This is a genomic window from Streptomyces sp. NBC_01549 (assembly GCF_026339955.1).
In the GTDB taxonomy this organism is placed as follows: domain Bacteria; phylum Actinomycetota; class Actinomycetes; order Streptomycetales; family Streptomycetaceae; genus Streptomyces.
This window is the reverse complement of the sequence record NZ_JAPEPW010000001.1, coordinates 96,568-118,300: the sequence shown is the minus strand read 5'-3', so window position 1 is coordinate 118,300 and position 21,733 is coordinate 96,568. Positions and strand designations below refer to the sequence as shown.

22 protein-coding genes and 4 pseudogenes are annotated in these 21,733 nt (G+C 68.9%); 15 read left to right on the top strand and 11 right to left on the bottom strand.

What is annotated here, in order from left to right; translation table 11 throughout:
* Positions 1–123: 123 nt before the first annotated feature.
* From OG819_RS00550 to OG819_RS00540, 3 genes are all read right to left on the bottom strand, one after another.
* Positions 124–2,001: a BTAD domain-containing putative transcriptional regulator gene (locus OG819_RS00550; RefSeq protein ID WP_266652508.1), complete on the bottom strand. Its 1,878-nt coding sequence runs from the start codon at positions 1,999–2,001 to the stop codon at positions 124–126.
* A gap of 81 nt (positions 2,002–2,082) precedes the next feature.
* Complete coding sequence (locus OG819_RS00545) at positions 2,083–3,045, bottom strand: alpha/beta fold hydrolase (RefSeq protein WP_266647417.1); 963 nt, start codon at positions 3,043–3,045, stop codon at positions 2,083–2,085.
* A gap of 165 nt (positions 3,046–3,210) precedes the next feature.
* Positions 3,211–3,987, bottom strand: a complete 777-nt coding sequence (locus tag OG819_RS00540) for an SDR family oxidoreductase (protein WP_266647415.1) — start codon at positions 3,985–3,987, stop codon at positions 3,211–3,213.
* 186 nt (positions 3,988–4,173) lie between these two features.
* Between OG819_RS00540 and OG819_RS00535 the strand changes: the two genes are divergently transcribed.
* On the top strand, positions 4,174–5,019 hold the full coding sequence (locus tag OG819_RS00535; protein ID WP_266647413.1) for an MOSC domain-containing protein: 846 nt from the start codon (positions 4,174–4,176) through the stop codon (positions 5,017–5,019).
* Positions 5,020–5,043: 24 nt separating this feature from the next.
* Here the strand turns inward: OG819_RS00535 and OG819_RS00530 are convergent, their stop codons facing one another.
* Entirely contained in the window at positions 5,044–5,556 is a 513-nt protein-coding gene (locus OG819_RS00530) for a GNAT family N-acetyltransferase (RefSeq protein WP_266630264.1), read from the bottom strand.
* Between the two features lie 131 nt (positions 5,557–5,687).
* Here OG819_RS00530 and OG819_RS00525 point away from each other — a divergent pair, with 131 nt between their 5' ends.
* A complete protein-coding gene (locus OG819_RS00525) occupies positions 5,688–5,918 on the top strand; it encodes an Lrp/AsnC ligand binding domain-containing protein (RefSeq protein ID WP_266630266.1) in 231 nt (76 codons plus the stop codon).
* A 70-nt stretch (positions 5,919–5,988) separates the two neighbouring features.
* On the opposite strand, the gene OG819_RS00520 is transcribed toward OG819_RS00525, so the two are convergent.
* Entirely contained in the window at positions 5,989–6,306 is a 318-nt protein-coding gene (locus tag OG819_RS00520) for a PLP-dependent transferase (RefSeq protein ID WP_266630269.1), read from the bottom strand.
* Here OG819_RS00520 and OG819_RS00515 point away from each other — a divergent pair.
* The 3 genes from OG819_RS00515 (at position 6,254) to OG819_RS00505 (ending at position 8,784) form a co-directional block, all read left to right on the top strand.
* Complete coding sequence (locus tag OG819_RS00515; protein WP_266647412.1) at positions 6,254–7,336, top strand: HoxN/HupN/NixA family nickel/cobalt transporter; 1,083 nt, start codon at positions 6,254–6,256, stop codon at positions 7,334–7,336. The genes OG819_RS00520 and OG819_RS00515 overlap by 53 nt on opposite strands.
* 201 nt (positions 7,337–7,537) lie before the next feature.
* Positions 7,538–8,059: a hypothetical protein gene (locus OG819_RS00510; protein WP_266630271.1), complete on the top strand. Its 522-nt coding sequence runs from the start codon at positions 7,538–7,540 to the stop codon at positions 8,057–8,059.
* A 125-nt stretch (positions 8,060–8,184) separates the two neighbouring features.
* Positions 8,185–8,784, top strand: coding sequence for a cation transporter (locus OG819_RS00505; protein ID WP_266647411.1), 600 nt, complete (start codon positions 8,185–8,187; stop codon positions 8,782–8,784).
* 16 nt (positions 8,785–8,800) lie between these two features.
* Here the strand turns inward: OG819_RS00505 and OG819_RS00500 are convergent, their stop codons facing one another.
* Complete coding sequence (locus OG819_RS00500; RefSeq protein ID WP_266647409.1) at positions 8,801–9,187, bottom strand: ATP-binding protein; 387 nt, start codon at positions 9,185–9,187, stop codon at positions 8,801–8,803.
* 297 nt (positions 9,188–9,484) lie between these two features.
* On the opposite strand from OG819_RS00500, the gene OG819_RS00495 reads away from it, so the two are divergent.
* The 4 genes and pseudogenes from OG819_RS00495 to OG819_RS00480 form a co-directional block, all read left to right on the top strand.
* Complete coding sequence (locus OG819_RS00495; protein WP_266647408.1) at positions 9,485–10,045, top strand: TetR/AcrR family transcriptional regulator; 561 nt, start codon at positions 9,485–9,487, stop codon at positions 10,043–10,045.
* Between the two features lie 123 nt (positions 10,046–10,168).
* A complete protein-coding gene (locus tag OG819_RS00490; RefSeq protein ID WP_266647407.1) occupies positions 10,169–10,345 on the top strand; it encodes a hypothetical protein in 177 nt (58 codons plus the stop codon).
* A complete protein-coding gene (locus tag OG819_RS00485) occupies positions 10,324–11,292 on the top strand; it encodes an MBL fold metallo-hydrolase (RefSeq protein ID WP_266647406.1) in 969 nt (322 codons plus the stop codon). Before OG819_RS00490 ends, OG819_RS00485 begins: the two co-directional genes overlap by 22 nt.
* A gap of 25 nt (positions 11,293–11,317) precedes the next feature.
* Positions 11,318–11,530, top strand: a pseudogene (locus OG819_RS00480) (oxidoreductase); the annotation flags it as partial.
* Between the two features lie 154 nt (positions 11,531–11,684).
* On the opposite strand, the pseudogene OG819_RS00475 reads toward OG819_RS00480, so the two are convergent.
* Positions 11,685–12,184 (bottom strand): annotated as a pseudogene (locus OG819_RS00475) (TetR family transcriptional regulator).
* Positions 12,185–12,324: 140 nt separating this feature from the next.
* Between OG819_RS00475 and OG819_RS00470 the strand changes: the two are divergent.
* From OG819_RS00470 to OG819_RS00460, 3 genes are all read left to right on the top strand, one after another.
* Positions 12,325–13,338 (top strand): NADP-dependent oxidoreductase, encoded by a 1,014-nt coding sequence (locus tag OG819_RS00470; RefSeq protein WP_266630277.1) that lies wholly within the window; start codon positions 12,325–12,327, stop codon positions 13,336–13,338.
* 187 nt (positions 13,339–13,525) lie between these two features.
* Positions 13,526–14,011, top strand: a complete 486-nt coding sequence (locus OG819_RS00465; RefSeq protein WP_266647405.1) for a nuclear transport factor 2 family protein — start codon at positions 13,526–13,528, stop codon at positions 14,009–14,011.
* A gap of 247 nt (positions 14,012–14,258) precedes the next feature.
* A complete protein-coding gene (locus OG819_RS00460) occupies positions 14,259–14,801 on the top strand; it encodes a GNAT family N-acetyltransferase (protein WP_266630279.1) in 543 nt (180 codons plus the stop codon).
* A gap of 219 nt (positions 14,802–15,020) precedes the next feature.
* On the opposite strand, the gene OG819_RS00455 is transcribed toward OG819_RS00460, so the two are convergent.
* Together OG819_RS00455 and OG819_RS00450 are read right to left on the bottom strand one after the other, a co-directional pair.
* Entirely contained in the window at positions 15,021–15,641 is a 621-nt protein-coding gene (locus OG819_RS00455; RefSeq protein WP_266630281.1) for a LysE family translocator, read from the bottom strand.
* 174 nt (positions 15,642–15,815) lie between these two features.
* Positions 15,816–17,054, bottom strand: a complete 1,239-nt coding sequence (locus tag OG819_RS00450) for a hypothetical protein (protein WP_266630283.1) — start codon at positions 17,052–17,054, stop codon at positions 15,816–15,818.
* A gap of 335 nt (positions 17,055–17,389) precedes the next feature.
* Between OG819_RS00450 and OG819_RS00445 the strand changes: the two are divergent.
* Positions 17,390–17,575, top strand: a pseudogene (locus tag OG819_RS00445) (ISAzo13 family transposase); the annotation flags it as partial.
* A 595-nt stretch (positions 17,576–18,170) separates the two neighbouring features.
* Positions 18,171–18,953: an alpha/beta fold hydrolase gene (locus OG819_RS00440; protein ID WP_266647404.1), complete on the top strand. Its 783-nt coding sequence runs from the start codon at positions 18,171–18,173 to the stop codon at positions 18,951–18,953.
* 369 nt (positions 18,954–19,322) lie between these two features.
* Here OG819_RS00440 and OG819_RS00435 read toward each other — a convergent pair whose 3' ends face one another.
* Both OG819_RS00435 and OG819_RS00430 read right to left on the bottom strand, forming a co-directional pair.
* Positions 19,323–20,120 (bottom strand): hypothetical protein, encoded by a 798-nt coding sequence (locus OG819_RS00435; protein ID WP_266647402.1) that lies wholly within the window; start codon positions 20,118–20,120, stop codon positions 19,323–19,325.
* 228 nt (positions 20,121–20,348) lie between these two features.
* A complete protein-coding gene (locus OG819_RS00430; RefSeq protein ID WP_266647400.1) occupies positions 20,349–20,474 on the bottom strand; it encodes a hypothetical protein in 126 nt (41 codons plus the stop codon).
* Positions 20,475–20,889: 415 nt separating this feature from the next.
* Here OG819_RS00430 and OG819_RS00425 point away from each other — a divergent pair.
* Positions 20,890–21,725 (top strand): annotated as a pseudogene (locus tag OG819_RS00425) (undecaprenyl-diphosphate phosphatase).
* The last annotated feature ends 8 nt before the right edge of the window (positions 21,726–21,733 follow it).

Here is a 21,733-nt window from a genome sequence, read left to right as displayed (position 1 = left end):
CCCATGGTGCTGAAACTGGACGTCATCCGCCGTTGCCTCCGAGCCCTGCCGAACTGTCGAGAGGAGCGGCGACGCCTCGCGGGCCGGTCGTCCACTCCGCTCGGAGAGTAGGTCGGGCGGAGTTCAAAAAGAGTGACGCGGGAGTGACAGGGGCTCCGTCACGGCGGCTTCAGCGGCCTCGGCGAGCTCGGTGGCGAACGCGCGTAGCAGGACGTGCACGGTGTAGCGGCCCGGAGCGTGTTCGCACACGAGATGGGCGTCGGCGAGGCGGTCGAGGATCGGCCCGGCCTCGCGGGGCGACAGACCGGTGAGGCCGGCGGCGGTGTCCGCGGTGATGTCGGGGCCGCGGTGCGGCGCCACGAGGCGCAGGAGCCGGGCGTCTGCGGACGCCAGCGACCGGTGGGAGGCGGCGAACGAGGCGCGGGCGTCGGCCGTCCCGCCGACGCCCGCGAAGGCGTCGAGGCTCCCGTGCGCGGCGCGGAGTTCGGCGGCGAGGGCGGCCAGCGGGAAGTCGGGGCGGCTGACGGCGCGCGCGGCCACGATGGCCAGGGCCAGCGGCAGTCGGCCGCAGCGCTCGATGATCTCCTCGGTCGCCTCGGGTTCGGCGGCCAACCGCTCGGGGCCGACGCGCAGGGCCAGCGCGGCGTGGGCGTCGGTGGTGGACGGCAGTTTCAGACACAGCGGCCGGGCCCCGGAGGCGATCAGACCGGGCAGCCGGTCACGGCTGGTGACCACGGCCAGACAGCCCGGGGCGGTGGGCAGCAGCGGGCGTACGTGGTCGGTGTCGGCCGCGTCGTCGAGCACGACGAGGACGCGTCGGTCCGTCAGCAGCTCGCGGTAGAGGTCCGTGAGCGCGGCCGTGTCGTGCGGGAGCTGCCGAGGCGGTGCTCCGAGCGCCACCACCAACCCACGCAGCGCCTCCACGGTTTTCGTCGCGGGTCTGGCGGCCGGGTCGTGGCCGCGCAGCTCGACGTAGAGCTGACCGTCCGGGAACCGAGGCGCGACCTGGTGGGCCCAGTGCACGGTCGACGCGGTCTTCCCGACGCCCGCCATTCCGCTGACCAGGATCGTTCCGGGCGCCCCGGAGGACGCCGCCGCCCCGGCGAGGGCGGTCAGCTTCCCGAGCTCCTCGCCCCGGCCGGCGAAGACCGTCAGGCCGGGCGGCAACTGGGCCGGCCGGGCGAGGAGCCTCACCGGTTCGGACAGTGGTGTCCTGACCGGTCGGTGCGCCGGGGGCGCGGACGCCCGCAGCTCCTGCCGGAGGACCCGGGTGTGGGCCTCGCTCAGCTCGACGCCCGGGGCGACCCGCAACTCCGCGGCCAGTCGGCGCCGTATCTCCTCGTACGTCGTCAGCGCCTCGGCCTGCAGTCCGCAGGCCGCCAGCACCATCACGAGCCGGGCGTGCAGGGGCTCGTCCAGGGGCTCCAGTTCGACGGCCCGGCGCAGGCTCGGCAGTACGAGGCTCGCCGTGCCGCACAGCAGAGCCGCGTCGGCCGCCATCCGTGTGGTGAGCACCAGTTCGTGTTCCACGGCGCGGAACAGGGCGTGCTCCCGGGCCGACGGGGGGAGCCCCATCGCCGCCGGCCCGCGCCACTCGCCGAGGGCCCCGACGAACTGCCGTACCGCCACCTCGGGCCGGCCGGTGGCGACGGCCCGCTTGCCCTGCCGGGTGAGCTCGCGGAACCGCAGCAGATCGATCTCGTCCGGCTCCGCGTCCAGGAGGTAGGCACCGGTGCGGCGCGGCAGACGACGGCCGGGTGCGCGGGGCGGCAGCCCCGGTTCGAGCAGCCGCCGCAGCGCACCGACATAACGGCGCACCACGTTCGGAGCGCTGACCGGCGGACGGCCCGCCCACAGCACATCGACGATCTCGCTCACCTGCACCGGCCGACCCGCCCGCACCATGAGCAGCCCCAGCAGGGCGCGCTGCTGCGGGAACCCCAGATCGAGGTCCCGCTCCGCCCGCCGGACCCGCAACGGGCCCAGCACCTCGAACCGCATCACGTCGTCGAACTCCCCCTTCCCACCCTTGACGCTACCGGGATTCAGGACCGCACCGCGGGGAGGTCTCGGCGGCCGGGCTCAGGCGCAGCCTCTGAGGAATTCGATGAGCGCCGCGTTCACCTCGTCCGGGCGTTCCTGCTGGGTCCAGTGCCCGCAGCCGGCCAGTTCGAGGGGCTTGCGCCACAGGTTGGGCATGAGGTCGGGGAGGCGTGCGATGAGCTCGGGTGTGCCGGGGAAGGCGGGGACGGCGTCGCGGTCGCCGTAGACGTACAGGGCGGGCGGGGTGACGACGGCGCCGTGCCACGGAGCGGTCAGTTCCCAGTTGCGGTCGAGGTTGCGGTACCAGTTGAGAGCGCCGGTGAAGCCCTTGGAGAAACTCTCCGTGAGCGCGTCGAGATCGTCCTCGGTGAACCACTCCGGCAGTACCTCGGGGTCCGGCATGGCCGCGAGCCAGCCCCGCTCGGGGTCGACCAGCGGCTGCTTGCGCTCGCGGGCGACCGGAGCGTCGCCGGAGGCCGAATAGAAGAACTTCCGCAACGCGGTGCGGGTGTCCTTGGCGAACTCGGCGTCGGCGACACCGGGGCGGTTGAAGTAGTTCCAGTAGAAGCGGCCTTGGTACCTCTTCTCCATGGCGGCCAGCGGAGGCTCCGTCCCCCGGAACGGGGGCGGCACGCTCAGACCGGCCACCCCGAGCACCATGTCCGGTCGCAGCAGCGCGGTGTGCCAGGCGACCGGCGCGCCCCAGTCGTGCCCGACGACGTACGCCTTCTCCTCGCCCAGGGCCTGGATCAGTCCGACGACGTCGCCGACCAGGTGGAGGATGGTGTACGCGTCGACGTCGTCGGGACGGTCGCTGCGCCCGTATCCACGCTGGTCGGGGGCGACCACTCGGAAGCCCGCGTCGGCGAGAGGGCCGAACTGGCGGTGCCAGGAGTGCCATGACTCGGGGAAGCCGTGCAGGAGCACGACCAGGGGGCCATCGCCTTGCTCGGCGATGTGCAGCCGAACGCCGTTCACGTCAACCATGCGATGCTGAACCATGCGTACGAGCGTACGTGCCGTGATCTTCGGGCGGCGGCGCCGACACCGGGCCTGACGGGCACGCAACGGCCCTTCCCACGGTCTGAACGTCGCGGCAGCCGCTATCGGCACAGCCCCAGCACTACCCGGCCGACCCCAGCCGTGCGGTGAGCGCGTACCGGCCCACTACGCGAATCCGCCGTTGCTGAAAAGGAGTTGGCCGTTGATCCACTGACCCTCCGGTGAGCAGAGGAAGTCGACGAGGTGGGCGGTGTCCTGCGGGGTGCCGAGACGGTCGAGGGGCGTCTGGCGGAGCATGTGTGCGCGCCCTTCGTCCGTCATCCATCCGGTGTCCACCGGCCCTGGGTTGATGACGTTGGCCGTGACACGGAGGTGGGCGAACTCGTGCGTGGCGGCCAGGGTGATGCGGTCCAGAGCGCCCTTGCTCGCGCCGTAGGGGAGGTTGCCGACGGTGTGGTCGCTGGTGAGGCCGATGATCCGGCCGCTGCCGGGGGCGGCGGTGAACCGTCGGCCGTACTCGCGGATCAGCAGCCAGGTGGCGCGGGCGTTGACCGCGAAGTGCCGGTCGAAGCTTTCGACGGTGGTGTCGAGCAGCCCGGAGTCGACCGACTCGCAGTGACACATCACCAAGGCCGTCACGGGACCCAGGCCGCGTTCGACCTCGTCGAAGACACGGGCCGGAGCGTCCGGGTCGGCAAGGTCCGCCTCGACGGCCGTGGTGGCGGCACCCTGCTCGGCGAGGAGGTCGGTGATGGCTGAGGCCGCACCGGGCTCGGGGCCCCAGGGCATGCGCTCGTCGTAGGGAGTCCAGTAGGTGAAGGCGACGTTCCAGCCGGACGCCGCCAGCCGACGCGCGATGCCCGCACCGATGCCGACGGTGCGTCCCACCCCGGTGATCAGGGCGAGCGGGCGGGCAGTCGGGGCGCCGGTGCTCGTCATCATGGTGCGAGATCGTTCATGACGGGCACCGGATCGGCAACCGCCTTTTCCCGGGGGCAGGTCAGGAAGCCGGTGGCGGCGGGGATCCCGTACCACTCGTGCCCGGTGGACATAGGGCCGCTCGTGCGGTGCGGGTCGGCGACCCGGAATGCGATGAGGTTCCGCGGGACGGGCCGTCATCATTGAGCCATGGGGACTGTGACAGCGTTGTACCGGTATCCGGTGAAGTCGATGCTGGGCGAGGCCGTGATCGCCGTGGCGGTCACGGAGGGCGGGCTGTCCGGGGACCGGGTGTACGCCGTGCTCGACGAGGCGGGCGCGGTGGGCAGCGCCAAACACCCTCGAAAGTGGGGGGCGTTGCTGCGCTGCCGGAGCCGACTGGATGAATCCGGCGTGGTCCGGGTCGTGCTGCCGGACGGCAGTGCCGTGTCGGTGGAAGACCCCGACCTGGATCTGCGGCTGTCCAAGTTGCTGGGCCGCCAGGTGTTCGTCTCGGCCGCCGTACCGGAGCACGGCAGGCTGGAGCGCGCCGTGCCCGCATACGAAGGCGGTGTCCCGGAGGTTGTGCGGGAGTCGGCAGCCGTCGACGACACCGGGGAGAGCATCACGACGGGCAGCGTCGCACCCGGGACGTTCTTCGATTTCGGCCAGGTCCACCTCGTCACCACGGCGGCCCTGGCCCGGATGCGAACCGTGTACCCCGCCGGGGACTTCGACGCGCGCCGCTTCAGGCCGAACCTGGTCGTGGACACCCATGGAGCGCCGGGTTTCCCTGAGGACGCCTGGCTGGGGTCACGGTTGCGCGTGGGGGAGGCGCTGTTCCGGGTCGTGGTGCCCACGCCTCGCTGCGTGACACCCACGCTCGGCCATGACGAACTGCCGCCGGACCCCGGCATCATGCGTGCCGTTGCCCGTGACCACCGCATACCGGTGTTCGACCTGGGTCGGCTTTCGTGCCTCGGCGTGTACCTGGACGTTCTTGAAGCGGGGACGGTCCGAGTGGGCGACTCGGTCACGTCCCAGGAGGCCTCGTGACCACGTGCGGAACAGGTGAGTCCCTCAGTGGGGGTGAGCTGTCTGTGAGGGGTTCGGTGTCGCTGGTCGCAACGAGACGTTGAGCGGCAGATCTCGGTGGAAGACGGCCATGGCCCGGCCGGGGCCGTTGTAGTCGTCGACGATCTTCGTATCGAAGCCGAGGCTGCGATGGAAGGCGATCGAGCCGGTGTTCTCGATCGACGTGATCGCCTTCAACCGCCGTGCACCGTGACGTTCCGCCGCTTCAGCGAACGCCGTATACAGACGACGCCCGAGACCGGTGCCACGGGCGTCGTCCCGCGTGGCGATCAGATGTACGTACCCGGTGCCGTCCGGGGTGACGAACCCGAAGACGTACCCACGGATTCCGTCCTCGGCTCGGGCGACCAAGCAGGTGGAACCGAACTCCTGCACCAGTGCCAGAAGGTGCAGTGACCGAAGGTCGCGTTCGCCCCAGTAACGGGGGTGATCAGTCAGGACCTGGTGGAAGTCGGCCACCTCGGCCGATGCGATGTGTATCCCCATGATGACGATCATGGCAGGCGCTCCGGTCATCGCGGTGGGGCCACATCGGTGAGGTCGCACCCTGCCGTCGTCGTCCATGCGGCCGAGCGCCGCGCGCCCGGATTCGGTGAATGGCACCAGCTTTGTTCGCCGGTGTCCGGCTCATGAGGCACAACCGCGGCGACGTGGCCGCCTTCGAACGCGCGGTCGTCCAACTGCCCGAGGTGGTTCACGTCCATCACGTCACCGGCAACTACGACTACCTGCTTCAGGTCGAGGTCGCCGACCTGCCCGCCTACGAGGACTTCCACGCCAACCGGCTGGCCGACCTTCCCGGCGTCGCCACGGTGAGCAGCTACGTCACCATGAAGACGCTCTCCACCCACACCCCGTGAGTGCCGGGTCCTCATCCGGCCGACAGTGCGCGCTCTGAGGCATGACGTGGCCACGGCACAAACGATCCACTCAGGTACCCGCGGCAGTGGCGACCACCGCGTCGGCCGCGGCGAGTGCGTCGGCGACCAGGTCGGCCGTGTCCTCCGTGCCGGCGGCCAGCCGGACCAGGCCCGGCGGAACCGAGGCGGCGATCTGGTCCTCGTCGAGCATTCCCCGCCACATGGATGCGGGGTGCACGGCCAGGGATTCCACTCCGCCGAGGCTGGCCGACCGGCGGGCGTAGCGCAGCCGGCCGAGGAACGCGTCGGCCGCCTCGAAGCCGCCGGTGAACTCGATGCCGAGCACCCCGCCGAACCCGCTCATCTGGCTTGCCGCCAGCTTGTTCATCCTGGCGCTGCACGTCATCGGCTGGTTCACCCTCGTGGCGATCGTGGCCCCCGAGCACTACAGCCTGGGCAGCAAGACCTTCGGCATCGGCATCGGCATCACCGCCTACACCCTGGGTATGCGGCACGCCTTCGACGCGGACCACATCGCCGCCATCGACAACACGACACGGAAGCTGATGAACGAGGGGCAGCGGCCGCTGTCGGTCGGCTTCTGGTTCTCGCTCGGCCACTCCAGCATCGTCTTCGCGCTCGCCTTCCTGCTCTCCCTCGGCGTGAAGGCGCTGGCCGGACCGGTCGAGAACGACGACTCCACGCTGCACAGCGTCACCGGCTGGATCGGCACGACCGTCTCCGGGACATTCCTCTACATCATCGCGATCACCAACCTGATGATCATGGCGGGGATCTGGAAGGTCTTCCGGCAGATGCGCTCCGGCCACTTCGACGAGGCCGCGCTGGAGGAGCAGCTCAACAAACGCGGGTTCATGAACCGCATCCTCGGCCGGCTGATGAAGTCGATCACCAAGCCGTGGCAGATGTACCCGCTGGGCCTGCTCTTCGGCCTCGGTTTCGACACGGCCACCGAGATCGCCCTGCTGGTGCTCGCCGGCTCCGGCGCGGCGTCCGGACTGCCCTGGTACGCGATCCTGTGCCTGCCCGTGCTGTTCGCCGCGGGCATGTCGCTGCTCGACACGATCGACGGCTCGTTCATGAACTTCGCGTACGGCTGGGCCTTCTCCAAGCCCGTCCGCAAGGTCTACTACAACCTCACCATCACCGGCCTGTCGGTCGCCGTCGCCCTCATCATCGGCACCGTCGAACTCCTCGGCCTGATCGCCGAGAAGGCCGACCTGCACGGCGCCTTCTGGGACTGGGTCTCCGGCCTGGACCTCAACGTCATCGGCTATGTCATCGTCGGCCTGTTCTTCGCCACCTGGGCCGTCGCCCTGCTGGTGTGGAAGGTCGGCCGGATCGAGGAGAAGTGGACGGCGGGACTGGCCCAGCCCGGCGAACAGGGAGCCGAGTAGATCTCGGGTCGACGCGGCGCCACCTCCCAGGTCGGGGGCGGCGCCGCTTACTTTTGCAATGCTCGGGTGGCCGAGTCCTCGACGACGGGCGCCGGGATGACAGGGCTGACCGTTTCCCCTCGTCGGCCACGCTGACGGGCGGCCCGCGGCTGCGTACCGTTGCAGAAGGCGCCGTTCGCGGGACCGACGGGGGAGACGCTTGTGTCCACAACTGAGGAGCCCTGGGACGAGTTGGCGGGGGACAGCGGCCCGGTGCCGCACGCGGTCGCCGCGTCTCCGGGCCCCCGCCGGGGCGATGCGCAGCCCGCGCCGGCCGCGCCGGCCGAAAGTGCCCCGCTGTCGACGCTGCCCTCCTCCGTCGAGACCCCCTCCGCGGCGGTACTCCTACTCCTTGGGGTCGCCGTGCTGGTGTGCACGTCCCTACTCCTGGCCGTGGCGATCGCCGCGTCCGCCTTCCGCTACGCCTGGGGGCACGACTCCGGGACCGTCGGCCTCAACGTGTTCGCCTACGGGGAGGTGTTCGGCGTGGCCACGCTGCTCTATGCGGGGTTCGTCCTGCTCGCCGGCCTCGGCAGGAACAGGGCCGGGGTGACCGCTGCCGACGGGGTGATGGGCTGCTCCTTCCTGCTGCTGATCCCGGTGGCCGTGATCGGCTTGGGCTTTCCACGGCTGCTGGGGCCGGTGGCCGAGTGGGGCGAGGCGTTGGCCCGCTGGGCCTTGTGACCACCGCACGCGGTCGCCGCCGCGAACATGCGCCACCTGGGCAGCCGCGGCTCGGCGACGGTGCGGACGGGATCACTGCCTCAGGCGGGTTCCGGGCCGGTAGGCAGGTCTGGAAGGATCTCACGGTGACCGGCACCGATGACGCCACCCGACAGACGCTTCTCCGCCGCGGCTTCGTCCTGGAGTACGTCACGCTCGGCTGGAACGTGATCGGCATGGTGGTGCTCGCCGTCGCCGCGGTCTCGGCAAGGTCCGTTGCGCTGGCCGGGTTCGGCCTGGATTCTCTGATCGAGATCGGCGCCTCCACCGTGGTGATCTGGGAGCTGTCCGGTACCGGCGAGGAACGCCGACGCCGTGCCCTGAAGCTGATCGGTGTCGGCTTCGCGCTCCTGGCGGTGTACCTGCTCGTACAGTCCACCGGGGTGCTGGCCGCGGGCCTGCGGCCACACCACTCGCCCCTGGGCATCGGCTGGACCGCGGTGACCGCCGCGGTGATGTTCACCCTCGCCGCCGGTAAGACCCGCACCGGCACCGCGCTGGACAACCCGGTGCTGAAGACCGAGGGCCGGGTCACCCTGATCGACGGTCTGCTGGCCGCCGCCGTGCTGCTCGGCCTGCTGCTCAACTCACTGGCCGGCCTGTGGTGGGCCGATCCGGCCGCCGGGTACGTGCTGGTCTACTACGCGCTGCGCGAGGTCAAGGAACTCCTCTTCGGCGTGCACTGACGGCCCGGACCGAACATCAGCACAGTTCGGCTACGCCGCCCGACGGGCTCATGTGCGGCCCTCCTCCGGCCTCGGTAAGCGCGTCCAGCGTGCGGTGGACCGTGGCCGGATGGGCGGCGTTCCGGCCCGAGCCAGTTGCGCGCAGGCTTCCGCGGGGGAGAGGCGCGAGCAACAACGGAGCGGCGGGTGAAATGTCCGTGATCTGATCGGCCTTGCTCACCCCACAGCGAAAGCCCATCCGTGCCGCCTGGCTGATCACCTCTGCCAGCAGGGCGGACTTGCCGATGCCTGGCGGGCCCTGGAAGAACAGAACCCCGCCTTGGTCGGTTCGTACCGTGCGCCGCAGCAGCTTGAGACCTGACGTGATCTCCGCCGTCCGGCCCCGCAACACGACCTTCGTCATCCGAACCTCCGCACAATTGGACCGCGTGGCCCCGGCCGACGGCAGCTTGTCCCGATTATGCGAGCATCCTAGAGACAGCCTGAAGCGTGTGGCGCAAGGCCGTGATCAGGCAACCCGAAGCGCGCCGCAACAGCCCCGGTCACGCCGCAACAGCCCCGGCGAGGCCGTCCGCGGTGAGCGGCTCCTTCAGCACCCAGCGGTGCCCGAGGTGGGCTCTGGCCACGCTCCTGAGCCGCTGCGGCGCCACCGCACAGGCGACCCCGCTGAAAGCAATTTCTTCGCGTTAAGCTGAGTGTCATGAGTCCCCGAGCCTCCGTGCGCCCCGGCGGGCGCAGTGCGCGCGTCCAGCAGTCCGTCCATCAGGCCGTACGGGACCTGGAGGCCGAACGCGGCCGCGACGCTCTGACCGTTCCCCTGATCGCGACCCGGGCCGGGGTCACTCCTTCCACGATCTACCGGCGCTGGGGCGATCTGCGTGAGCTGCTGTCCGACGTGGCGGTGGAGCGGCTGCGCCCGGACGCGGCCCCTGCCGATCAGGGCAGCCTGCGCGCCGATCTGGAGGCGTGGGTCGAGCAGTTCGCGGAGGAGATGTCCGCGCCGACGGGGCGCACCTACATCCGCGATGCCCTCCTGGGCGATCCCGAGCAGGGCAATGCCGCCCGCTGCTCCGACTACGCCGCCGAGCAGCTCACTGCCATCAGTGTGCGGGCCGCCGGCCGCGGAGAGGCGGTGCCCGGGGTGGAGGCGCTGCTGGACGCCGTCGTCGCTCCGTTGATGTATCGCATCCTGTTCCGTCCCTCGGACATGTCGGCCGCATATACGCACGGCCTGGTCGCCGCGGCACTCGATCGGCGCTGAGGGGGCCGGAGTCGCGCCCGGGAGCGCAACGTCAGCGCATCCAAAAGCTAAGGGTTTGCGTTAGATGGAGGGCGGGTCTAGCCTCACTTAAAGCTAAGCACTTGCCTTAAGTCGGAAGACCTCATGCCCAGTGCCACAGCCCTACCGTCCCGTCCCCGTCCCCGCCACCTGCCTCGCCTCAGCCGCAGCGGCGCCTTCGCACTGCACACCTCCGTGCTGGTCGGCCTGCTGGCCGCATCCAGCGCTCCGACCCCGCTCTACGCCGAGTACCAGGCGCAGTGGCACTTCTCCCCGCCCTGACGGTCACCGTCGTCTTCAGTGCCTACGCGCTCGCGCTGCTCACCGAGGCCGCGTCCATGGCCGTCTTCACCACCGCGCAGGGGGTGACGGAGCTGATCGCCGCCCGGGTCGTACAGGGGCTGGCCACCGGTGTGGCCACCGGTGCCGCGGGCCTGCTGCTGCCCCCGGAGGCAGCCTGGCTGCGTCCCGACTTCGCCGACGTCGGCACGCTCCTACTGGCCAGCCACACCTTCGCCGTGGAAACCGGCGGACTGCGCATCCTCGTCGACACCGGGATCGGTAACGGCAAGACGCGCGCCAACCCGGCCTGGAACGGCCTCGGCACCGACTACCTGCAGCGCCTGACCGACGCCGGATTCCCACCCGATTCCGTGGACCTCGTCATCACCACCCACCTCCACACCGACCACGTCGGCTGGAACACCCATCTCGTCGACGGAAACTGGCAGCCGACCTTCCCTCACGCCCGCTACCTCACCAGCCGCACCGAATGGGGCCACTGGGCCAGGGCCGAGATGGACGAGGCGCGTCGCCAGATGTTCCGCGACTCCGTCGACCCCGTCCGCGACAGCGGACAGTACGACCCCGTGGACGTTCCCGACCAAGGACACGAGGTGGCCGACGGGATCCGGCTCGTCCCGGCCCCGGGTCACACCCCCGGGCAGGTCGCCGTGGAATTGCGCGGCACCGACCGCGCGGCCCTGATCACCGGCGACAGCATCCACCGCCCGGTACAGCTGTCCCACCCCCACCTCACCAGCTGCGTCGACACCGACGCACAACAGGCGGTGCGCACCCGAGCCCGCCTCCTGGAGCAACTGGCCGACACAGACAGCCTGCTGCTCGGCACGCACTTCCCCGATCCGACCGCCGGCACAGTTCGAAGCGACGGCGGACGCTTCCGGCTGTACCAAGAGCCAGGCACCGAGACCGAAGGGACCTACTAGTCCTGGGAAGACCAGCCCTCAGGGGACGGCAGGGCAGGAGAAGGTGAACCCGCACGCATTGCCGCTCGACGACTTCGCAGCCGAGGTCGTGGACTCGCTCTCACAGGACCCCACCCCTGACGAGATCCTGGTCGAGCGGGTTCTCGTGCACCGCTGGGCTGAGCGCGACGGCACGTACGACGACCTCGTCGCACAGCGTTCCCAGGCCCTGGCCATGCTCCCCGGCCGCCAAGGCTGACACACCCGTTCACCTGGCCTTGTGCACGAGTTTTGGTATTGGTCCGGTGGCGTTGGAATCGCCTGGCTGCCTCCAGGCGGATCGGGGCACCGGCGCCGGCCACCGGTTGGCTTCCAGCGCGAGCAGGAGGCCGCGCTGGGCAGCCGCACCGGCATCATGCCGGCCTCTCGGCGTCGCTGCTCCCTGCGCTCGTCAGAATCGCGCTCACGACGACATCGAAGAGGTGATCGGCACGTGGCGCGGACGCGGGTTGATCGTTGAGCCATGCGAGCGCCCCGGCCAGCGCGTACAGGTCGGTGCCGTCGATGTCGGTTCGCGCCGTGCCTTCGGCCTGGGCGCGGGCGAGGAGCCGCGTGCCGGGCGCGCGCATGGTGACGCACGAAGAGTGAAGTGCGGACTGCGTGTCCTCGATGGCGGCCATCATCAACGCCACAACGCCGCGATAGTTGTGCGCGCATCCGATGAAGTCGCGCAGCCACGAGACCAGCGCGTCATCGGGCGAGCTCGACGGGAAGGTGACGGAGCAGCGTCGCGAGCCCTACGTCGGACTCTGCGTGCGATGTCGCGCATCGACGCATCGGCGCCTTGCTCGGTGATGACGGCGCCCGCGACTGCGAGCAGGTGGTCGCGATTCTTCCTGGCGTCGGCCCGCATCCGCCCGCCCCTCCCGGCTATCCGGATCGGCGATCCACTTGACTATCCGGATCGATGGTCCATATATTCGGATCAGTGGTCCGGGTATGCGGATCACTGATCCGAATAAGCCTATCCCGCGGCGCGGGCAGGAGGAAACGATGACGACACACACGATGAGGGCGATCCGGCTGCATGAGCACGGCGGCCCTGAGGTGCTGCGTTACGACGAGGTGCCGATTCCCGTGCCGGGGCCGGGTGAGGTGCTGGTCCGCGTGCACGCGGTCGGCATCAATCCTCCGGACTGGTACCTGCGCGACGGGCTGAGCAACCTACCTCCGGAGGTGAGGCCGAAGTTCGACCTGCCGGTGATTCCGGGGACGGATGTGTCGGGCGTCGTCGAGGCCGTCGCTGCGGACGTGGAGGGCTTCTCCGTCGGTGACGAAGTCTTCGGTCTCCTGCGCTTCCCCAGCTTCGACGGCCAGGCGTATGCCGAGTACGTGGCCGCGCCCGCGTCGGACCTCGCACGCAAGCCGGCCGGCATCGATCACGTGCACGCAGCCGGGGCGCCCATGTCCCTGCTGACGGCGTGGCAGTTCCTGATCGAGCTCGGACACGATCACCCCTCGCCCTTCCAGGCGGCGCAGCATCGCCCGGTGGCACTCGACGCCGACACGACGGTGCTCGTCAACGGCGCCGCGGGCGGCGTGGGGCACTTCGCACTGCAGCTGGCGAAGTGGAAGGGCGCACGGGTCATCGCGGTGGCATCGGGTGCGCATGAACCGTTCCTGCGCGAGCTCGGCGCCGACGAGTTCATCGACTACACCAAGAGTCGTCCCGAGGAACTCGTCAACGACGTCGACCTCGTTCTCGACGCCGTCGGTGGCCGCGACAGCAGCCGCTTCCTGCGCACGCTCAGGCGCGGCGGCGCCCTGTTCCCGGTGTTCTTCGGCGAGTTCGACGACGCGGAGACCGCGAAGCTGGGCGTCACGGTCTCGGGCACCCAGGTCCGCTCGCACGGCGCGCAGCTCGCCGAAGTGGGTCACCTGCTCGAAGCGGGCACGGTCCGTGTCGCGATCGACAGCACGTTTCCGCTCGCGGATGCCCGGGCGGCGCACGAACGCGCCGCCCGAGGGCACATCCAGGGCAAGATCGTGCTCACGGTCGCTCAGTAACGAACGAGCCGTTTCGCAGGCGCGTCAGGCGGTCGTCCTCGGTCCGCCGCGGGAGATCACCGAGACGGTCGCATTCCTGATGCCTGACGACGCCGCGGGCTCCGCCCTCACAGCGCACGCCGGGTGGTCGCTTGCGCTGACCGCGCCCCATCTTCCACCCGACAACCGAGCACGAGAGAGGCATGACATGACGACAACTGCGGCTATCGGCTGGGGAAGCAACCACCTCGACGCGACGCCTGCGGGAGAGGTGAATCTCGACCCCGCAGGACAGCTCGCCGTCCGGCAGACGCTGGCACGCTACGCCTTCGCCCTGGACCACGGAGACCTGGTGGCGCTGGAGGGCGTCCTGACCGAGGACACCACCTGGACGGCCACAGTCGCCGACGAGACGGAGATCGGCCCGTTCGTCGGGCGCGCCGCGGTTCTCGACTTCGTACGGGGTGCGACGGAAGCGCAGACCGATCAGCGAAGGCACAACCTGACCAACATCGTCTTCCGCCGTGCGGACGCCGACACGGCAGTGGTGTGGGCCTACCTGACGCTGACGTCGAACGCGGGCGGGAACCCGACCGTGGTGACGACGGGCTTCTACACGTTCACGCTGCAGCACGCCGAAAGCGAGTGGCGTATCGCGGACCTGCTCATCGGTCTGGACAGCGAAGGCTCATGAAACCGTTCGATGATGTGGTTGATCGCGAGATCGTTGGAGAGGGTTGTCCGACAGTGCCTAGGGTCGGTTCAACGTCACCCGGAGCGTCGTCACTCCATCGGGGTGTGGGCCAGATCGCCACACCATCCGCGCCTCGCGGAAGAGTTCCGCTTCGTCGCTGCGCCCTCATCTGCTACCGCCGCTACACCAACTGAGCCGATCTTTAATTGGTTTGTCGCAGGCCGGCTCGGTCGGATAGGAAGCTTGCATGCTAAAGGGCAGCAAGGTCGGGCTGAGGGCCCGGCACGAGGACGACATCCCGGTCCTGCGGGCCGAGCTCTACGACGACGTGGTCAACGGCTCGCGGGCCGAAGGCCGGCCGTGGCGGCCGATCACGCCAGGTTCGAAGGACTCGCGGCTCGTAGTGGACGACAAGGAGCAGGGGCTCGTCCCGTTCTCCGTGGTGGAGCTGGAAGGCGGCACGCTGGTCGGCACCGCGACGCTGTGGGGCATCGACAATCACAACCGGTCCGCGCACATCGGGTTGGGGCTGCTGCCGTCCTCGCGCGGCAAGGGCTACGGCACCGACGTGGTCGCGGTGCTGTGTCACTACGGTTTCGTCGTGCGCGGCCTGCAGCGGCTGCAGATCGAGACGTTGTCGGACAACGCCGCGATGCTGCGTTCCGCCGAGCGCAACGGGTTCGTCCGCGAGGGTGTGCTGCGCTCCTCGGCCTGGGTGTTGGGCGAGTTCCTGGACGAGGTGCTGCTCGGGCTCCTCGTCCAGGACTGGAAGCCGGACTCGAAGGGTTAGTGCCGCGACAGGCAAGGGCGGGTCGCCACGTGGGAAAGGGTGCAGGAGACCCTTGCCGCCGTGGGCCACTCCGACGACGTCTTCGCATACGCACGTGATGGCGAAGACGTCGTCTGGACGCGGTACTACGACGGGGCTCAGCACCACGGAGACACGGCACATTCCCCATACGACCTCGCACGCGGGTCTGGTCAGACTCGAACACGGCGTCAGCCGTCGTCAGCCCTCGATCGCCATCCGAACACCAAGAAGGACCAGCACGGTGCCGGAGACCCGCTCGAGGCGCCGGCGTACCTCGGCTCGGGAGATGATCTTCTTCATTCGACCGACGAACCATACATACAGTCCGTAGTAGCCGACCTCGAAGACGGCCCAGACGGCCGCCAGGCCGATCATGGTGGGCAGATGAGGGGCGCCTGCGGGCACGAACTGTGGCAGGAAGGACATCGCGAACACTGCGGCCTTGGGGTTCGCGAGGTTCAGCAGCAGGCCCGAGCGGTACGAAGCCCAGCCCGAGCGCACTGCCTGTGCATCCTGGCTCTCCTCTTGTCCATGCCCGCCACGGGCGTCCAGCAGCGTCTTGATCCCGAAGGCGACCAGAGTCACGGCACCGGCGATCCGCATGGTGTCGTACGCCAACTGGGAGGCCGCGAGCAGTGCGGTGAGCCCGAGTGCGGCAACGGAACCCCAAATGAAGACGCCAGTCTCGTTGCCCAGCACAGTGAGGAAACCGGCACGCCGGCTGCGCAGGGACTGCCGGATGATCAGCATCGTGCTCGGTCCGGGCGAGGCCGCGATCAGGGTGCAGGCGCCGAGAAAGGCGAGGAGGGTGCTCAGCATGCGCCCCATCGTGGAGTCCCACCGCCGAACGTGTCCATAGGCCCCCGCCTGGGCGGACACGGGCCTGCCGCCGACCCGCAGGAAGAGGTCCTCAAGTTCTGCCGCCCACAGCCCAGTTCCAAGATCCCCGATCACACTCGGACCCTGGAACAGCGAACCGCTGCTGCTGGAGTACTAGGAGCAGCCGGGTACGGAGCTGGGGTTACCACAGTTGTTGGGCTGGTTAAGGGCGACGGGACTGACGATCCGCGTCACCGTGCCGCTGGCCTTGAAGATGCCGCCACCGTCTGCACCCGTTCCCAGCGCCCGGTTATTGGTTACCAGGCTATGGGTGAGAGCCACCGTGCCGGAGCCCGTATTGAAGATGCCGCCACCGCGGGAGTTCGTGCCGTTGGTCGTGTTGTCGGCGACCAGGGTGTCGGTGAGCTTCACCGTGCCGGAAGTATTGAAGATGCCGCCGCCCTGCGCATTGGAACCGGTGGTGGTGTTGCCAATGACCTCGCTTCTCTTCAGCGTCATGGTTCCGGCTTGCGCGATGCCGCCGCCCTGCGCATTGGTACCGGTGACGTCGTTGTCGGTGAGTCGGGTGCGGGTCAGCGTCACCGTCGTGCCGACGGCGGCGGCGATCCCGCCAGCCAGGATGGTTGCGTGGTTGCCGGTGATCCTGCTTCTGTCGACGGTCGCCGTGCCGGAACCTCCGAATGGGCTGACGAACACGGCCCCGCCGGCACTCGCCCTGTTGTTGTGGAGCGTGCTCCTGTTGACGCTCACCGCGCCATTGTCATTGTCGATGGCCCCACCGTAGGTGTCGGCGGTGTTGGTGGTGAGGCTGGTGTCGTTCAGCGTCAGTGCGGGACCGGTGCCACTGAGCCAGATGGCACCGCCCCGGCCGTTGCCAAGGCTGTTGGACGCGTGACCGTTGCTGAGGGTCAGGTTGTTGAGAGTGAGGTTTCCATTGGTGCCGTCGATTTCGAAGAAGCGGAAATTGGCCGCGGTTGCGGCTCGGGTGATGGTGTCGCCGCGTCCGTTGATCGTCACCTTATTCTTGATGACCGGCAGTCCGTTGTCGTCGTTGGGCGGTGCGGCGTCGGTGAGGGTGTAGGTGCAGCGGGGCCTGAGGTTGACCGTGCCGCCCACCGTGGCGACAGCGCCGATCGCGGCTTGCAGATCGCTCTCACTGCAGCTGGTCACGTTCACAATCAGCGCCTGGCTGGTGGCAAGACTGGTTTTGCTTGCCTCGGCGGGGGGAGTGCCGACCACTGGGTTGGTAGGCGCCGTAGCCGACTGCGACACGCCGAGTAGGTCCGGACCCGGTGTGGCAGCGTGTGCGGTGGCGGGCGACGTGACGACGCCAAAAGCGGCGAGGGTGAGTCCCATGGGAATGGGGGCGAGATGAGAGATGCTCAGACGCATCGGGGCTCCTTCTGGCGTATCGCGAGTGTCGTTCCCGTAAGTGGTACCGGAACACCGACAGAAATGATTCATGTCGGATCAATCGGCGGGAGGGCAACACGCCCAGCTACTATGACAATTCAACCGAGAGAACCTCGCCTGAATAGCCGTCAGTGACACACCGCACGCGCACTCACGGCGGCAGCCAGTTCCATTCCGACACCATTCGATGACGGTGCACTCGGAAGTGCTGAGCGTGATTCGCCGGGGTAACGATGCGTCAACCGTAACCAAAGTCCAACACAACCTGGATTCCAGAAGGCGGTTCGCGTGACGAGCGCCGCCGTCGGCTCTACTTGGCCAGCGAGGCCATGGCAATCGGCCACAGTGGCAGCGCCGCGACCATCGGGCGTCTGTTGCGCGGCCCGGGTTTCAGCCTGCTGGGCACCGTCAAGACCACCGAAGGCGCCAGCCATCCTGACCGCGCTGCCCAGTTCGCCCACCTGAACGCCACGGCCGCCGCCTTCCTCGACGACGAGCAGTCGGCGCCGGTCACCTCCTGCCCGAGCCCGCCGGCATCGGGCCGCCCCTGCTGCACCGCCTACCGCTAAGCGACAGCGCGTGACCCCATGGCCCCACTACAGTGGAGGGGCGTCCCTGCGGGCGCCCCTTGCACTTCTGCACCCCAGAGGCACCGCTCCCGCCGGGCCCGGTTGGGTTCCGTGTCGAAGGGGTCCTGTCGGCCGTCGCTCCGTACGCCAGGGGTGCGGGTGAAGAATCCGCGGGCTTGCGAGGACCAGCTGAGCAGGGACAGCGCGTGCTGCGGACGGCCGCCAGCAGCCGTCCATCGGCGTACGGGTGGTTCAGCCGTGCCGTGTCGGGCTTCGCGAGGCTGAACTGGTAGCTGGCCACGGATGTGTGGCCGAGCTCGGCCACACATCCGCCAGTGTCGACAGGCGGTCGGCGGCCCAGTTCGAGACGCCGATCCGGCGTGCGTGTCCGGCCTCCACGAGCCTCACCAGGGTGTCCGCGAGTTCCGCGACGGGCCGGGCGGGGTCGTCGCGTGTGCCGGTGGCGGCGTGGGAAGGCGGGCCTGGGTACTGCCTGGGGAGGCCGGGAAGAAGGGAGAAAACAACCATGCCGTACGCGGAGGTCAACGGTGCCCGCCTCTACTTCGAGGACAGTGGTGGTGAGGGCCCGGTCGTGGTCTTCAGCCACGGCAACCTCATGGACCGTGACATGTGGGTGCATCAGAGCCAGGTCCTGGCCGGGGACTTTCGGGTCGTCGTGTGGGACGAGCGGCTGCACGGCCGGACCGAGGACGACGGTAAGACCTACACCTACTGGGACTCGGCCGCCGACTTGATCGGGCTGCTGGATCACCTGGGCGTGCGGCAGGCGACGCTGGTGGGGCATTCGCAGGGTGGCTTTCTGTCGATGCGGGCCGCTTTGCTGGCGCCTGAGAGGGTCAAGGCCCTGGCGCTGATCGACACGACGTCGGTCGCCTGGCCGCTCGAGGCGCTGGCGCAGATGCGTGGTGTGTCGGAGGGATTCCGCGGCGCGGGTCCGGAGGCAGTGGCCCCGGTATTGCTGGGGATGCTGCTGGGACCGCCCGCAATCCACGATCAGTGGTTGGCGAAGTGGAGGGCACAGCCGCGTGAGCGGCTCGCCGACGCGGTGCAGGTGCTGATGGGGGTGGATGACATCACCGGCTGGCTCGATGAGATCACGGTGCCGGCCTTGGTCGTCCATGGCGACGCGGACCAGCCGATCCCGTACCCGTTGGGCCAGGCACTGGCCGAGAAGATCCCCGGTGCCCAGGAGTTGGTCACCGTGACCGGGGCCGGACACACGCCGAACCTCACTCATCCCGACCGCGTCAACCCGGCGTTGGCCGGCTTCCTTCGCCGGTATGCCTGACGGTCCCACACCCCCATGCGTGGAACCTGCGGCGGCGGTCAGTGCGGCGCCGCTGTCCTCTGCCCGCGGAGCATCCTGGCGGACATTCAAACGCGGGTCTCATCACCCGCCATTTCAACTGTTCAACAATCCGCACGACATCCCATTCTGAGAGGAACGATTAGTGGCGGACCATTGAGCGTTGTTCAACCTGAATTCGCTGGTCGTGGGGCTGGCGTGGGCAGGGGCTGAGATGCTCGTGCCGGTCGTGGGCGTGATCGGTAGCAGGTGATCATCCGGCACATTCCCGGTTCGCCGGAATCGCGATGCCCGGTCTGGAGTGCCTCGTAGGCTCCGAGGAGAGCCGGGGCCGTTGGCGGCGGGGTTCGGTCAGCTGCTTTCCCGGTAGTTCATGAACCAGTGAGTGTCGAAATAGCGGGTCATCGTGAACGGGTGGTTCGGATCAGTGAGTATGCGGCAGACGAACTCCGCGGCCTGGCAGTCGAAGAGGTCGTCCTCGCCGTCGAAGGACCGGACCACGACGGGCCAGCGGTCGGGGTCCTCACTGTCGGCCTTCCAGCAGTACAGGTCCTCGTGCTCAGTGCCCGCCCAGATGAGCAGACCGTCCTCCCTGAGACGCGTCCACGGCTCCTGGTTCAGGTCCAGGTATCCGTCGAAGGCGCCCTCGCCGAACGTCTCGACCATGCGCTTGTAGTCGCTCGGCAGCTCGCTGCCCAGACGCGACTCCACCTCCGCCCAGTCCACGTCCGGCCGCTGGGAGGGCTGTGTCCATCCGGTGATCCGTCTGAGCCGCTCCATCCAGTCGACGTCCTCGTCCGGAGCGACCGCCAAGGGTTCTGGCACCTCCCTGTGAGCGACCACCAACATCGGCCGCTCGGCCCCCTCGTCGTCCCGCGCCGTACCCGTGCCGACCCACTGATCCGCGTACGCCCACGCCCTTATCTTCACGGCCCGGTCCTCGAAGGGGACGAGAAGAGCCGCGCCCCTGGACTCGTCGACCGTCGGATCGGTGAAGCCGTCGAGGACAAGGGTGCGCGCGGCGCCGTACCTGCCGTCGAGCAGGTCGGCCAGGTCCTGCGGGTCCAGGTCGCTGGGCAGGTACATGTAGCTGTCTCCCGGGCCGAGTTGGGCCAGCAGGTCGTTGACGGTCGCTTGCGTGAGCTCCATGGCGGACAGTGAAGCGCACCGCACCGACAATAGGCATCGTCCAACCTAAAGCTGAAGGTCACGGGGCTGGAGTGGGCCGAGGCTGGGGTGCTCGCGCCAGCCGCGACGCCTTAACTTCGCGGCATTGGGTGATCGCCCGTCCTCGTTCAACCTCGGCATTCGTCAGCACGAGGAGGGCCCGCAGGAGCGTGGCCGCGTGGCGGGCGTTCGTGCGGATTTTGGTGAGGATTAGTTCTTCAGGTCGGCGAAGCCGTGCTCGTTGGCCGCGCGCTCGCGGCTGATCAGCTTGTTCGCTTCCTTCTGAGCGGTGCTGAGGGGATGGCCGCGGGTAGCTTTGCGGCCGGTGATGATCACTGGGTCGTCGGGATCATCGTCCAGGCCGGTGAAGCCGAGATCCGTCAGCGCCCCGTGGCCGACTCCCCGCAGCTTGGCTGATCTTGTTGTGCCGGGCGGTGGTCACCTCGCTTGAGCGGCCCGGCCTTGCCGCCGAGATCCACACCAGGTTGTCGCGCTCGTCGGTCAGGCCGGGAAACAGCAGGCCATGGGGCTTGTGCTTCCCGCTGAGTTCGGCCGGTTGGCATCCCCGATTCGCCTGCGAGTACGGACGAGAGTGCCGTCGAGCAACACAACGACGCCACGTTGCCGCCCCCCGAGTGTGCCATGCGCCTGTACCCGCGAACAGCACCCCATGGCCGGGTGCGCCCGGTCCTGCGCCGACCGTGCTGGTCTACCGCACCCAACCGCCCCACCCACGCAGAGATGGATCCTCGTGAGTGCCATTAGCATCGGTCAGGCCGTCGTCCTCGGAGTCGTCGAGGGAGTGACCGAGTTCCTCCCCGTCTCCTCCACCGACCACCTCAAGATCACCGAAGGGCTGATGAACATCCCGGTCGACGACACCTCCGTCGTCGGCTTCACCGCGGTCATCCAGGTCGGCGCGATCGCCGCCGTCCTCGTGTACTTCTTCAAGGACATCGTCCGGATCGTCTCCGCCTGGGGGCGTGGACTGCGCAACCGGGAGGAACGCCAGAACCACGACTACAAGTTCGCCTGGTGGGTCATCTACGCGACCATCCCGATCGTCGCCGTGGGCCTGGCCGCCAAGCCGCTCATCGAGGGATCCCTCGCCTCCCTGTGGGTGGTCGCCGGATCGCTGATCGCAGGCAGCGGCCTCATGTGGGCGGCCGACCAGATGGGCCGCCACAAGCGAGGCGAGGACGACACCACCCTCAAGGACGCCATGTCGGTGGGCAGTTCACAGATCCTCGCCCTGCTCTTCCCCGGCTTCTCCCGCTCCGGCGCCACCATGTCCACCGCCCTCACCGCGACCTCGACCGGGTGGCCGCCACCCGGCTCTCCTTCTTCCTCGGCATCCCGGCCCTGACCGGCGCGGGCCTGTACGAACTCAAGGACGCCGTCGGTGCCGGGGTCGGCGCCGTGCCGCTCGCGGTGGGCACGGCCGTGTCCTTCGTGGTCGCTTACGCTTCCATCGCCTGGCTGCTGAAGTTCGTCGCCGGGCACTCTTTCAACGCCTTCGTCATCTACCGGATCATCATCGGCACGCTGCTCCTCGCGCTGCTCGCCACTGGAGCACTCACCGCCTGACCAATCCG

Excerpts from the sequence above, each read along its gene's own strand:
- OG819_RS00550 (WP_266652508.1), bottom strand. The coding sequence starts at position 2,001 with ATGCGGTTCGAGGTGCTGGGCCCGTTGCGGGTCCGGCGGGCGGAGCGG.
- OG819_RS00545 (WP_266647417.1), bottom strand. The coding sequence starts at position 3,045 with ATGGTTCAGCATCGCATGGTTGACGTGAACGGCGTTCGGCTGCACATC.
- OG819_RS00540 (WP_266647415.1), bottom strand. The coding sequence starts at position 3,987 with ATGATGACGAGCACCGGCGCCCCGACTGCCCGCCCGCTCGCCCTGATC.
- OG819_RS00535 (WP_266647413.1), top strand. The coding sequence starts at position 4,174 with ATGGGGACTGTGACAGCGTTGTACCGGTATCCGGTGAAGTCGATGCTG.
- OG819_RS00530 (WP_266630264.1), bottom strand. The coding sequence starts at position 5,556 with ATGATCGTCATCATGGGGATACACATCGCATCGGCCGAGGTGGCCGAC.
- OG819_RS00525 (WP_266630266.1), top strand. The coding sequence starts at position 5,688 with ATGAGGCACAACCGCGGCGACGTGGCCGCCTTCGAACGCGCGGTCGTC.
- OG819_RS00515 (WP_266647412.1), top strand. The coding sequence starts at position 6,254 with ATGCCGAGCACCCCGCCGAACCCGCTCATCTGGCTTGCCGCCAGCTTG.
- OG819_RS00520 (WP_266630269.1), bottom strand. The coding sequence starts at position 6,306 with ATGAACAAGCTGGCGGCAAGCCAGATGAGCGGGTTCGGCGGGGTGCTC.
- OG819_RS00500 (WP_266647409.1), bottom strand. The coding sequence starts at position 9,187 with ATGACGAAGGTCGTGTTGCGGGGCCGGACGGCGGAGATCACGTCAGGT.
- OG819_RS00495 (WP_266647408.1), top strand. The coding sequence starts at position 9,485 with ATGAGTCCCCGAGCCTCCGTGCGCCCCGGCGGGCGCAGTGCGCGCGTC.
- OG819_RS00490 (WP_266647407.1), top strand. The coding sequence starts at position 10,169 with ATGCCCAGTGCCACAGCCCTACCGTCCCGTCCCCGTCCCCGCCACCTG.
- OG819_RS00470 (WP_266630277.1), top strand. The coding sequence starts at position 12,325 with ATGACGACACACACGATGAGGGCGATCCGGCTGCATGAGCACGGCGGC.
- OG819_RS00465 (WP_266647405.1), top strand. The coding sequence starts at position 13,526 with ATGACGACAACTGCGGCTATCGGCTGGGGAAGCAACCACCTCGACGCG.
- OG819_RS00460 (WP_266630279.1), top strand. The coding sequence starts at position 14,259 with ATGCTAAAGGGCAGCAAGGTCGGGCTGAGGGCCCGGCACGAGGACGAC.
- OG819_RS00455 (WP_266630281.1), bottom strand. The coding sequence starts at position 15,641 with ATGCTGAGCACCCTCCTCGCCTTTCTCGGCGCCTGCACCCTGATCGCG.
- OG819_RS00450 (WP_266630283.1), bottom strand. The coding sequence starts at position 17,054 with ATGCGTCTGAGCATCTCTCATCTCGCCCCCATTCCCATGGGACTCACC.
- OG819_RS00440 (WP_266647404.1), top strand. The coding sequence starts at position 18,171 with ATGCCGTACGCGGAGGTCAACGGTGCCCGCCTCTACTTCGAGGACAGT.
- OG819_RS00435 (WP_266647402.1), bottom strand. The coding sequence starts at position 20,120 with ATGGAGCTCACGCAAGCGACCGTCAACGACCTGCTGGCCCAACTCGGC.